An 11,004-nucleotide genomic window follows, 5' to 3' on the forward strand; every position below is an offset into this window, starting at 1 on the left:
ATGCCGATGCACCTTCGCTCGCACACCACGCTGGCCCTGGCCCTCGCGCTCTCGCTGCTGGCCGGCTGCGCCACCGACACGCGCCGCCAGCAGGCGCTCGCACTGCTCGACCAGGGGCGCTACGAGGAAGGCCTGGCGACGCTTGCCGAAGCGTCGCGCGAGCGGCCGGGCAATGTCGCGCTGCGCGCCGAGTGGCTCGGCCGGCAGGAGCAGGTGATCGGCCGCCTGCTCGCCATCGCGCAGGGCCATCTCGCCGCCGGACAGATCGACGAGGCGCAGGCGCAGTTCGAGCGCGTGGTCAAGCTGCAGCCCGACCATCCGCGTGCGCGCGCCGGGCTGGAGGCGGTGGCGGCGCAGCGGCGCCATGTCGACCTGGCACGCCAGGCGCAAGGGCTGCTCGCCGCCGGCGACCGCGACGGCGCCCTGGCGCTTGCCCGCGCCGTGCTGCGCGAGAACCCGGCGCAGCGCGAGGCCCGCACACTGATACGCCAGCTCGAGGAGCAGCGCCAGCGCGAGACGCTCGCCGGCCCGGCGCTGAAGGCGCGCCAGCAGAAGCCGGTCACGCTGGAGTTCCGCGACGCCAGCCTGCGCAGCGCGATCAGCGCGCTGTCGCGCTCGACCGGCATCAACTTCGTGTTCGACAAGGACGTGAAGAGCGACGCCAAGACCACCATCTACGCCAACCAGGTCTCGGTCGAGGACGCCATCGACCTGCTGCTGATGACCAACCAGCTCGAGAAGAAGGTCGTCTCGGAGAACACCATCCTGGTCTACCCGGCGACGGCGCAGAAGCTGCGCGAGTACCAGGAGCTGATGATCCGCAACTTCTACCTGGAGAACGCCGACGCGAAGCAGACGCTCAACCTCGTCAAGACGATGCTCAAGACGAAGGACGTCTTCATCGACGAGAAGCTCAACCTGCTGGTCATGCGCGACACGCCGGAGGCGATCCGCCTGGCCGAGAAGCTGATCGCCGCGCACGACCTGGCCGAGCCCGAGGTGGTGCTCGAGGTCGAGGTGCTCGAGGTGACGCACTCGCGGCTGTCCGAGCTGGGCGTCAAGTGGACCGACCAGTTCGGCTTCGGCGTCGTCGACATCACCGGCACGCCGTTCGTGCTCAGGGACCTGCGCGGCATCAACTCGAGCCGCATCGCGGTGAACAGCCCGACGGCGACCCTCAACCTGAAGGCCACCGACGGCGACAGCAACATCCTCGCCAGCCCGCGCATCCGCGTGAAGAACCGCGAGAAGGCGCGCATCCAGATCGGCGACCGCGTGCCGGTGATCTCCGGCCAGACCACGGTGGCCACCGGCAACGTGCTCAGCGCCGAGACCATCACCTACCTCGACGTCGGCCTCAAGCTGGAGGTCGAGCCCAACGTGCACCTCGACGACGACGTCGACATCAAGGTCGCGCTCGAGGTCAGCACGCTGGGCGAGAAGACCACCACGGCGAACGGCAGCGTCGCCTACCGCGTCGGCACGCGCAATGCCAACACCGTGCTGCGCCTGCAGGACGGCGAGACGCAGGTGCTGATGGGCCTGATCCGCGACGACGAGCGCCGCTCGGCCAACCGCGTGCCCGGCATCGGCGAGATGCCGGTGCTCAGCCACCTGTTCGGCAGCCACCAGACCGACAAGCAGAAGACCGAGATCGTGCTCGCCATCACGCCGCGGCTGGTGCGCAACGTGCGTCACGTCGAGGCGCAGCTCACCGAGTTCTGGTCGGGCACCGAAGGCGCGCTGCGCAGCGCGCCGCTGTTCGCGCGCACGCTGTCCGGCGTCGGCGCGGCAGCCCCGGCGCTGCCGGGGGCCTCCGCGCCGTCCGGCGCGGCCGCGCGGTCGCCGGCGGCGGCCGCCCCGGCCGAAGGCGTGTCGCTCGCCTGGTCGGGGCCGGCGCAGGGCCGCGTCGGCGAGGAGATCACCCTGGTGCTCAACGCGCGCACCGCGCAGCCGCTGGCCGGCGCCGCCGTGCAGGTCACCTACGACCCCGCCTCGCTCGCCTTCGTGCGCTTCGCCGAGGGCAGCTTCATGAAGGGCGGAGGCGCGCCCACGGCGGTGAACCACCGCGTCGACACGCAGGCCGGGGTGCTGAGGGCGCGCTTCGCGCGCGTCGGCGGCGGCGCGTCCGGCGAGGGCGACCTGATGGCCGTCACCTTCAAGGTGCTCGACAGCCAGGCCTCCACGCAGGTGCAGGCGGTGGCGGTGTCGCCGGTCGGGCCGGGCAACCGCATGCTCGGCACGCAGCCGTCGCCGCCGCACCAGCTCGCGGTGGCGCGATGAGGCGGCCGGCCGTGGCTGCGCGCGGCTTCACACTGATCGAGCTGCTGGTCACGGTGGCCATCGTCTCGCTGCTCGCGACCATGGCCCTGCCGGTGGCCGAGCTCGCGGCGCGGCGCAGCCAGGAGCAGGAGCTGCGTGCCGCGCTGCGCGAGATCCGCCAGGCGATCGACGCCTACAAGCGCGCCGGCGACGAAGGCCGCATCGACCGCCAGGCCGATGCGTCGGGCTACCCGCCGACGCTGCAGGTGCTGGTCGAGGGCGTCGACGACGCGCGCAGCGCGGAGCGGCGGCGCATCCATTTCCTGCGCCGCCTGCCGCGCGATCCGCTCGTGCGCGACGCGGCGCTGCCCGCCGAGCTCACCTGGGGCCTGCGCAGCTACGACAGCCCGCACGATGCGCCCAGCGAGGGCCGCGACGTCTACGACGTCTATTCGCTCGCGCCGGGCCAGGGCCTCAACGGCCGGCCCTACCGGGAGTGGTGATGCGCAGCGCGTGCCGCCGCCGCGGCTTCACCCTCATCGAGCTGCTCGTCGTGATGGCGGTGGTCAGCCTGCTGCTGTCGATCGCGGCGCCGCGCTACTTCCGCAGCGTCGACCTGGCGCGCGAGGCCGCGCTGCGCCAGGACCTCGCGGTGATGCGCGATGCCATCGACAAGCACTTCGCCGACACCGGCCGCTACCCCGCCTCGCTGGAGGAGCTGGTCGCGCAGCGCTACATACGGCGCGTGCCCGCCGATCCGCTCACCGAGAGCAGCGAGACCTGGGTGATCGAGCCGCCGGCGGACCGTGACCTGGGCTCGGTCTACGACGTGAAGAGCGGCGCGGCCGGCGCGGCCCGCGACGGCACGGCCTATGCGAGCTGGTGAGCGCCCCTGCCGCGCGCGCCGCGAAGGCGGCTTCACCTACTTCGTGGTGCTGCTGCTCGTCGTCGTGACCTCCACCGGCGCCGTGGCGCTGGGCACGCTGTGGCAGACCGCCGAGCGCCGCGAGCGCGAGCGCGAGCTGCTCGAGGCCGGCCGCGAACTGCGCCGCGCCATCGACGCCTACCGGCGCCTGCCGGTGGGCGGCAAGCGGCAGTTCCCGCCGGCGCTGGAAGACCTGCTACGCGACCCGCGGCTGCCCGGCGTGCGCCGGCACCTGCGCCGCATCCCCGTCGACCCGGTGACCGGTCGCGACGAGTGGGGCCTGGTGCTTGCCGCCGACGGCGGCATCCTCGGCGTGCACAGCCTGTCGCAGGCCGCGCCGATGAAGACGGCCGGCTTCGCCCCCGACGAGGCCGACTTCGAGGGCGCCGCGCGACACGCGGACTGGGTGTTCCAGGTGCGCGAGCAGACCGCGCCGGCGCCGCCGGCGGGCTGGAAACCCGCTAGCCCACTTACGCGCTGACGTCTACACCCTGTTACCAGGCACTCGTTCGGGTGCGGCATTTCACCACTGGAAGGAAGTCACGAAACCCGACTGGCCCCGGGTTCAGGTGATGGACGGGGCAAAGTGTTTGGCGCACATTTACTGGGCACGCTGCATACACCGCAGCGTATGCAGAGCGGTGAAGTTGGGTCATCAATCTGCGCCGATCCGGACCCTTCCGGCTCCCGGCGCGTCATCGGAGAGATACGGAAATGGCAAAGGCAATGAAGGCGGCTCTGGCCGCGATCGGCGTGGTCGCCGCGATGTCGGCGCAGGCCGGCAGTTACGGCGGCGACGACAAGCTGGCGAAGCAATGCGTCATCACCACGTCGGGCGGGCCGGTGGTGTCCTACATCGGCGCGCAGTTCGACTACCTGGAGGCGGAGATCTACGCCGGCGAGTTCACGAACGGACGCGACCGGACCGGCATGCTCGGCAAGCTGAGCGAAGCGGCGCAAAAGGTCCGCGCGAAGAAGCTGGCCGACGCGAGCGTCAAGCTGCAGGACATCCACGACAAGGCGGACACACTGGCCAGCGCCGCCAAGCCGAAGCTCGTCAGCGCCGACGGCATCATGGAAGCGGCCGCCCTCGCAAAGGAGTGCGTCGACAACACCATCTGATCGATGCGCATCCGACCTCCGCGGACTGACTGAACGCTCCGGTCGTTGGGAACCAAGGGCCCCGCTTCGGCGGGGCCCTTGGTTTTTGCGCGTCCCGGAAGCGGCGCGCGCAGGCGGTGCGCTGCGCGTCCCGTGCCGCGGTTCCTCGTCGAACGGCCAGTCCAGTACCCCCCCGGGAATGCGTGGCCGTACCCCCGGGGATGAGCAGTGGACGAAGATATGTGCCAGTCGCACATTTACATCGTGCACCGTAGGGGGTATGCGGTGCAGCAGGGTCCAGGCTCAACCACCGCCGGCACCTCGAAATCGCCGGCATCCTCCGGAGGGAATGTTCGATGGAAACTCGTTCGAAACGCACCGCCGCTGCCGCCGCCGTGCTCGTCGCCCTGTCCGCCGCCGTGGGCAGCGTCCAGGCACAGACCAGTTGCCGTGACCTGATCGGCTTCAATTCGCTGCTCGCGAAGCCGCTGGAACCGACCACCGGCGCCTGGGCGGCGACCGAGGACAACGGCGACTCGTTCCTCGGCAACAAGGATGTCGACAACTGCGCGGTGAAGGTCGTGACCGGCCCGCGCGCCAAGGTCAGCATGACGGTGTACGAGGCGGGCCCGATGACGCAGAACGAGTGCAGCGTCTACAACACGCTGTCGTCGATCGACTCCAAGCTCGAACAGGGCAAGGTCGCCGACGCGGGCAGCACGACCACGAAGCTGATCTCTCGCCTGGACGGCTGGGCCGGCTCGGCCAAGCTGATCGACCCTGGCTATGGCCAGATCCGCACCGCGATCACCCAGGTGCAGTCCTGCATCATGGGGCTCTGAGCGACGCGCTTCCTGCAGACGTCTTGGGACGACAGGGCCCCGCCGCGGCGGGGCCCTGTTGTTTCAGCGCGCGGCGCCGGCGTTGCGCGCCCGCTTCGCCGGCGAGAAGCTTTCGTCCGACTCCTTGCCCACCGCCGGCAGCGGCGCCAGCACCTCGATGCGCGCCTGTTCGCGCAGCCGCGCGAGCAGCGCCTCGCGCGCCTGCTGGCCCTGCACGGCCAGCAGGTGGGTGCGGATGCGCTCGCGCGACTCGGACTCGGGCACGCGCTGCGCGGCAATGCGCTGCTCGACCTTCAGCAGGTGCAGGCCGTCGGGCAGCTCGACCACCTGGGACACCTCGCCCTCGGCGAGCGCGAACGCCGCCTCGGCCAGCGGCGCCGCCAGCTCCTCGCGCTGCACGAAGCCGATGTCGCCGCCCTGGGCCGCCGACGCGCCGCGCGAGTGCTCGCGCGCCAGCGCCGCGAAGTCGCCGCCATCGGCGCGGGCGCGCTCGCGCAGCGCGGCGATGCTGGCGCGCGCCTGGGCGCGGCCCGCCTCGTCCATCTCCGCCGTGAAGGGCAGGTAGAGGTGGCGCAGCCGGCGCTGCTCGGGGCGCAGGAAGTCGGCCTCGTGGCGCTGGTAGAACTCGTGGATCTCGCGCTCGCCCACCGACACGCCGGCCGACGCCCCCTCCAGCACCTTGCGCGCCGAAAGCAACCGGCGCATGTGCGCGGCGTAGGACTCGTCCGTGTAGCCTTCGGCGCGCAGCCGCCCGCTGAACGCCTCCGGCGACGAGAAGCCGGCGCGGATCTTCTCGATCGCCGCCTGCACCTCCTGGTCCGTCGCCAGCGTGGCGCCGCGCTGCGCCTCCTGCCACAGCAGTTCCTGATCGATCAGCAGGTCCAGCGCCTCGCGCTTGAGCGTCTTCGCGCGCTGCGGACTGCGCAGCGCGCCGATGTTGATCTGCCGCTCGCGCAGGTACTCCTCGAAGCTGCGCTCCAGCTGCTCGTTGCCGATCGGCTGGCCGTTGACACGTGCCGCCGCGCCGTAGGCCTGCACCTGCGCAGGGCTGAGCGCCGGCAGCAGCGCCAGCGTCACCAGCACGCAGGCGCCCAGCCCGCGCAGCGGGCGGAGGCGGTTCACTCGAGCGGCTGCCATGCGCTGACCGTGCGGAAACGGGTGGCGCCGGCGCTGGCGGCGTCGACGGCGACGATGTGGCCGCCGAGCGCGCCGATGCGGCGGTCCGGGCCGTAGCTCAGCGGCGGCACGGCGTCGGTGCGGAAGTCGCGCAGCGCCTCCAGGCTCTCGACCAGCCGCTCGCGGCCCAGCGCGCGGCCGCTGCGGCGCACGCCCTCGGCGAGCAGCGCCGCGGCAGCGTAGGCCGCCACCTGCGTGGCGAGCCCGGCGGAGGGCAGCGCGTGCCGGGTGCGGAAGGCCTCGAAGCGGCTGCCGGCACGCAGCGCCTCGCCCGGCGCCGACGGGTAGGCGAGCAGGATGCGCCCCGCGAAGCCGGCCGGCGCGCGCACCGCGGCGCGCGCGCCGAGCGCGCCGGGCAGCAGCACGGTCGGGTGGCGGCCACGCGCGTCGGCAGCGCGCAGGAAGGCCTCGAGCTCGGCCTCGCCGGCGAGGAAGACCACCACCCCGGCGCGGCTCGCCGCCAGCGCCGCCAGCGCCGCCTCGGCATCGAAGCGGCCGCTCGCCGGGCGGTGCGCAGCCAGCGCGGCACAGCGCACGCGCTCGCATTGCTGCCGCAGCGCTGCGGCCAGCGGCTCGTGGGCGGCATCGTCGGGTGCCACCAGCAGCAGCGGCACGCCGGGCGCCGCCTGCGTGGCGTACACGGCCAGCGTGCGCACCAGCTCGCGCAGGCCGGCCTGCACGAAGAAGGTGTAGCGCGGGTTGCCTTCGGCCGGCACCGCGCCCGCCCCGAGCGGACCGACCACCGGCACGCGCTGCGCTTCCGCCAGCGGCAGCAGTTCGGCTTCGGCACCCGGCGTCATCGGCGCGAGCAGCGCCAGCACGTCGCCGCCGGCCAGCATCTCGTTCCAGCGCCTGGCGAGCTCCTCGCGCGGCGCGGCGGCGTCGACCGCCACCAGTTCGAGCCGGCGGCCGTACAGCCCGCCGCCTTCGTTGAGGTCGGCCAGGTAGGCGTCCAGCACGCGCCGCGCCATCGTGCCGCTGTCGGCCTGCGGTCCGGACAGCGGCAGCAGCGTGCCCAGGCGCAGCGCGCCGGCCGCGACGCCCGGATCGTGGTCGTGCTCCAGCCGCTTCAGGTAGGCGACCAGGTTGTCCTGGTCCTCGCGGCCGAGCGCGTAGCGCGGCATGCCGGGGTCCAGCGCCTGGCCGGCCGGGTCGAGGCCCTGCGTCACCGCGCGCAGCAGGCTGCGCTCGTCGAAGGGCGGATGGCTGCGGCCGCTGTCGTGACGGTGGCCATAGGCCTTGGTCAGCTCCGACCAGGTGATCACCGGCGGCAGCAGGCCGCCCTCGGGGCGCCCCAGGCCGTCGCGGCCATGGCAGTTGGCGCACGGCACCACGCGCCCGGGCACCGGCATGTTCACGGCGCCAACGCGCGCACTCACCTCGTGGCCGCTGGCGCCCATGCCTTCGCGGTAGAGGCGCTGCCCGGCGCGTTCCTGCGCCGTGAGCTCGACGGCTGCGGCCGCCAGCGACAGCGCACCACACGCCAGCAGCGCGAGCCCGCGACCCAGGCGCGCCCGGGCGGTCATCGGTCAGGGTGCGCGGGGCGCGACGGCACCGACCCGCGCGTCGAGCTCGCCGACGCGGCGCAATTGCTCGGCGATCACCGCCGGCGGCGCGTCGGGACGGATCTTCACCCAGCGGTCGGTGCGCAGGTTGCCGACGATCAGGCCGGTGAAGTGCTCCTCGCGCGTATCGGTGTAGGCGCCGAGCCGCTTGGTCACCAGGTCGATGTTCGCCTTGGTGCCGCTGAGCCACAGCCACTGCGGGTCGACGGCGCCGTGCTTGCGCGCGAAGGCGGCCATGGTCTGCGGCGTTTCGCGCTCCGGGTCGATGGTGACCGAGACGTAGCGCACCTCGCTCGCCTGCGCGCCCAGCAGTTGCCGCGCCTGCAGCAGCTTGTGCGTGATCAGCGGGCAGGAGTCGCCGCACTCGGTGAACACGAAGTTCACCAGCACCACGCGGTCCTTCAGCACGTCGGAGAAGAAGCGCAGCGAGCGGCCGTCCTGCGCCTGCAGCACGGTGTCGGTGAAGTAGCCGCGCGCTTTCGCCTCGCGCGCCGCGGCGTCCTGGGCGGATGCCGCCAGCGGCAGCGCCGCGAAGGCGGCCAGGGCCGCCGCGAGGAACAGATGTCGGCGCGTCGCCATCTCAGCCTCCGGCGCGCGCGCTGCGCTGCTGGTCGAGGCGGCGCACATGCTCGGCCAGCTTCTTCGGATCCGGCAGGCCCGAGAAGCGCGTCCAGCCGCCGCTTCGGCCGTCGCCCACCAGCATCATCTGCGGGTGCTGGGTGAAGTCCGGCGTGTAGGCGCCCAGGCCCTTGAGCACCTCGTTGACCGCCACCGGCGAGCCGGTCATCCAGCTCCAGCCGGGGCCGGCGCCGAACTTCGCCGCGTAGGCCTTCAGCTTCTGCGGCGTGTCCCGCACCGGGTCGACGGTGATCGTGACCAGCACGACGTCGCGGCCGACGCGCTCGCCGAGCTGCGTCTGCAGATCGGCGAAGATCGCCGAGGCCAGCGGGCAGACCGTGGTGCAGGTGGTGTAGACGAAGTCGACCACCACGATGCGCGAGCCGATCACCTCCCGCTGCAGGTTCAGCGCGCGCCCGTCCTGGTCGACCAGCTTGGTGTCCAGGCCGCGCACCGTCACCGCGCCGGGCGGCGGCGCCTCGTGGTGCTGGTGCATCTCGTGCGCCGCCGCGATGCCGGTCAGCGCCGCGCAGAGGGCCAGCAGCAGGCGGGGCACGGCAGTGCGGCGGCGGATCGGTCGGTGCATGGACGTTCCTCTCAGTGGCGGTTGGCCGGCGCCACGGCGCGCAGCGTCAGGTAGGGCAGTTCGTTCGCCGGCGCCTTCAGCGACGGCGAGCCGGCATGCACATAGTAGGCGCCGGCCTCGGCGAGCCTGAGCTGCGCCTCGTAGACACCGTCGCCGATCTCGCGCGCCGGCACCTCGGTGCGGCCGCGGCCGGGCGCCAGGTAGTACTGCACGCGCGCGTCGCGCAGTCCCGCCCGCGGCGCGCCGCTGCCCGGCTCGACGAGGCGGAAGCGCAACGCCAACGTCTGGCCGCTGCTCACCGTGCGCTCGTCGATCAGGTATTCCACCGCCACCGGCCGGCGTTCGCGCGCCAGCTGCGGATCGCGGTCGACCTCGGCGCTGAAGCAGTGCAGCAGCTTGGGCGAGTCGAGCTGGAAGGCGACGTCGAAGCGGCCCGACGCGGGCAGCTTGACCTGCGCGGCGTAGACGCCGGGCTCGACCTCCTTCAGGCTGCGGTCCACCACCGTGATCGCGCGCGCCTCGTAGCCGCGCGCCAGGTAGTTGCTCGAGGGCGCGTTCATGCCCTCCATGTAGAAGTAGGTGGTGTTGTCCGACGGGCTGACGACGAACACCGCCGCCTCCGCGCTGGCCGGCGAGATGGAGTCGGCCAGCACCAGGTCGCCGGCGAACTTCGGCGCCGCCGCGCCGGCGGCGAAGGACTGCACCGTCGGCTTCTTGCCGCGGCCCAGCGTGCCCAGGTTGACCATCATGACGCGCTCGCTGTCGAGCAGGCGCACGTAGGCGAAGCCGCGCGTGAAGTTGAGCTGGAAGGGCTGGCCCGGCAGGTCCAGCGTGTGCACCAGTTCGTCGCTCGACGCATCCAGCACGAACACCTTCTGCGCCGAGGGGTTGAGCACCAGAGCGTGGCGGCCGTCGGGCGAGAAACGCATCGGCCCGATGCCCGTCTGCAGCGCGATGCGCTTGCGCACCTCGCGGCCCTCGCCGTCGAGCACCGCCACGCTGCCGTCGCGGCCGTCGGCCACGTACAGCGAGCGCGACAGCGCGCTGTAGGCCAGCGCGATCGGCATCGGTCCGGTGCTCACGTCGCGCAGCTTGCGCTGGCTGGCGGCGTCGATCACGCTGACGGTGCCGGCGTCGCGGTTGCTGACGAACACGTGCCGGCTGTCGGCCGACACGGCGATCTCGTGGTGGCCGGCGCCGGTGGGCAGTTGCGCCACCACCTTCAGCGTGTCGGCATCGATCGCGGTGACGCCGCTGCGGCCGGCCTCGCGCGCGTCGTTGCCGACCCAGAGGTACTTGCCGTCGGGCTGCAATGCCACGCGCATCGGCTCCGGGCCCGCCTCGACGTTGACGCGCAGCTTGAAGGTCTCGGTGTCGACCACCGCCACCTTGCCGGCGCGCGGCATGCTGACGTACAGCGCCTTGCGCCCATCATCCTGCGCCCAGTCCATGCCCGGCTGCTCGATGCGCAGCTGCGCCAGCGTGCTGGTGCTGCCGGCCATCGACACGTTGGGGTCGATGACGGTCAGGCTGTTGTCCTTGTTGAGCACCACCATCGAGTAGCTGTTCAGGTCGACGATCGGGCGGATGCCGACCACGCCCTTCAGGTACAGCGCGATCTTGTCGCGGCAGGAGCGCACCTGCGGGCCATCGCCGCGCGCGCGGATCAGCTCGGCCAGGTCCATCCAGGCCGCCGGCACCGCACCGCGCACCGGCTGCCCACTCATCTCGTCGACGATCTGGAAGCGCACCTCGGCGACGCCACCCTCCACCAGCCTGGTCGCCCCGCCGACGGGCCGCGCGCTGAAGCGCACCTCCACGCCGTCCTTGGCCACGCGCTGCGGCTCGGCGGCCGCCGCGAGGCCGGCCGCCACCGCCATGGCGATGGCGACCGCACGCTTGCTCCCTGCTCGGCTCGTCATCATGGTG

At 72.6% G+C, this 11,004-nt stretch carries 11 protein-coding genes; 6 read left to right on the forward strand and 5 right to left on the reverse strand.

Translation table 11 applies throughout. The features are described 5' to 3' along the window. The first annotated feature begins 6 nt into the window (after positions 1-6). The 6 genes from Q0599_RS01440 (at position 7) to Q0599_RS01465 (ending at position 5,130) form a co-directional block, all read left to right on the forward strand. Positions 7-2,283: a secretin and TonB N-terminal domain-containing protein gene (locus tag Q0599_RS01440; protein WP_298824625.1), complete on the forward strand. Its 2,277-nt coding sequence runs from the start codon at positions 7-9 to the stop codon at positions 2,281-2,283. After that, complete coding sequence (locus Q0599_RS01445; RefSeq protein WP_298824627.1) at positions 2,280-2,765, forward strand: type II secretion system protein; 486 nt, start codon at positions 2,280-2,282, stop codon at positions 2,763-2,765. The genes Q0599_RS01440 and Q0599_RS01445 overlap by 4 nt, the downstream gene beginning before the upstream one ends. Next, complete coding sequence (locus tag Q0599_RS01450; RefSeq protein ID WP_298824630.1) at positions 2,765-3,148, forward strand: type II secretion system protein; 384 nt, start codon at positions 2,765-2,767, stop codon at positions 3,146-3,148. The genes Q0599_RS01445 and Q0599_RS01450 overlap by 1 nt, the downstream gene beginning before the upstream one ends. After that, a complete protein-coding gene (locus Q0599_RS01455) occupies positions 3,135-3,668 on the forward strand; it encodes a type II secretion system protein (protein WP_298824631.1) in 534 nt (177 codons plus the stop codon). The genes Q0599_RS01450 and Q0599_RS01455 overlap by 14 nt, the downstream gene beginning before the upstream one ends. 233 nt (positions 3,669-3,901) lie before the next feature. Further along, complete coding sequence (locus tag Q0599_RS01460) at positions 3,902-4,309, forward strand: hypothetical protein (RefSeq protein ID WP_298824633.1); 408 nt, start codon at positions 3,902-3,904, stop codon at positions 4,307-4,309. A gap of 335 nt (positions 4,310-4,644) precedes the next feature. Further along, positions 4,645-5,130 carry a hypothetical protein gene (locus Q0599_RS01465; RefSeq protein WP_298824635.1) on the forward strand — a complete coding sequence of 162 codons (486 nt, stop codon included), beginning with the start codon at positions 4,645-4,647 and terminating at the stop codon, positions 5,128-5,130. 63 nt (positions 5,131-5,193) lie between these two features. Here Q0599_RS01465 and Q0599_RS01470 read toward each other — a convergent pair whose 3' ends face one another. The 5 genes from Q0599_RS01470 to Q0599_RS01490 are packed head-to-tail and all read right to left on the reverse strand — an operon-like array spanning position 5,194 to position 11,000. Beyond that, the gene (locus Q0599_RS01470; RefSeq protein ID WP_298824638.1) at positions 5,194-6,252 is read right to left on the reverse strand and encodes a peptidylprolyl isomerase; all 1,059 of its coding nucleotides are present in this window, start codon (positions 6,250-6,252) and stop codon (positions 5,194-5,196) included. Then, the gene (locus Q0599_RS01475; protein ID WP_298824641.1) at positions 6,249-7,832 is read right to left on the reverse strand and encodes an ABC transporter substrate-binding protein; all 1,584 of its coding nucleotides are present in this window, start codon (positions 7,830-7,832) and stop codon (positions 6,249-6,251) included. Before Q0599_RS01475 ends, Q0599_RS01470 begins: the two co-directional genes overlap by 4 nt. Before the next feature lie 3 nt (positions 7,833-7,835). Then, positions 7,836-8,450 (reverse strand): SCO family protein, encoded by a 615-nt coding sequence (locus Q0599_RS01480; protein WP_298824644.1) that lies wholly within the window; start codon positions 8,448-8,450, stop codon positions 7,836-7,838. 1 nt (position 8,451) lies between these two features. Beyond that, entirely contained in the window at positions 8,452-9,075 is a 624-nt protein-coding gene (locus tag Q0599_RS01485) for an SCO family protein (protein ID WP_298824647.1), read from the reverse strand. 11 nt (positions 9,076-9,086) lie between these two features. After that, positions 9,087-11,000, reverse strand: coding sequence for a cytochrome D1 domain-containing protein (locus tag Q0599_RS01490; protein ID WP_298824650.1), 1,914 nt, complete (start codon positions 10,998-11,000; stop codon positions 9,087-9,089). Between the last annotated feature and the right edge of the window lie 4 nt (positions 11,001-11,004).

Origin of the sequence: uncultured Piscinibacter sp. (assembly GCF_937952055.1) — a bacterium.
Taxonomy (GTDB): Bacteria; Pseudomonadota; Gammaproteobacteria; order Burkholderiales; family Burkholderiaceae_C; genus Piscinibacter.

Excerpts from the sequence above, each read along its gene's own strand:
- Q0599_RS01445 (WP_298824627.1), top strand. The coding sequence starts at position 2,280 with ATGAGGCGGCCGGCCGTGGCTGCGCGCGGCTTCACACTGATCGAGCTG.
- Q0599_RS01460 (WP_298824633.1), top strand. The coding sequence starts at position 3,902 with ATGGCAAAGGCAATGAAGGCGGCTCTGGCCGCGATCGGCGTGGTCGCC.
- Q0599_RS01450 (WP_298824630.1), top strand. The coding sequence starts at position 2,765 with ATGCGCAGCGCGTGCCGCCGCCGCGGCTTCACCCTCATCGAGCTGCTC.
- Q0599_RS01490 (WP_298824650.1), bottom strand. The coding sequence starts at position 11,000 with ATGATGACGAGCCGAGCAGGGAGCAAGCGTGCGGTCGCCATCGCCATG.
- Q0599_RS01475 (WP_298824641.1), bottom strand. The coding sequence starts at position 7,832 with ATGACCGCCCGGGCGCGCCTGGGTCGCGGGCTCGCGCTGCTGGCGTGT.
- Q0599_RS01465 (WP_298824635.1), top strand. The coding sequence starts at position 4,645 with ATGGAAACTCGTTCGAAACGCACCGCCGCTGCCGCCGCCGTGCTCGTC.
- Q0599_RS01440 (WP_298824625.1), top strand. The coding sequence starts at position 7 with ATGCACCTTCGCTCGCACACCACGCTGGCCCTGGCCCTCGCGCTCTCG.
- Q0599_RS01485 (WP_298824647.1), bottom strand. The coding sequence starts at position 9,075 with ATGCACCGACCGATCCGCCGCCGCACTGCCGTGCCCCGCCTGCTGCTG.
- Q0599_RS01455 (WP_298824631.1), top strand. The coding sequence starts at position 3,135 with ATGCGAGCTGGTGAGCGCCCCTGCCGCGCGCGCCGCGAAGGCGGCTTC.
- Q0599_RS01480 (WP_298824644.1), bottom strand. The coding sequence starts at position 8,450 with ATGGCGACGCGCCGACATCTGTTCCTCGCGGCGGCCCTGGCCGCCTTC.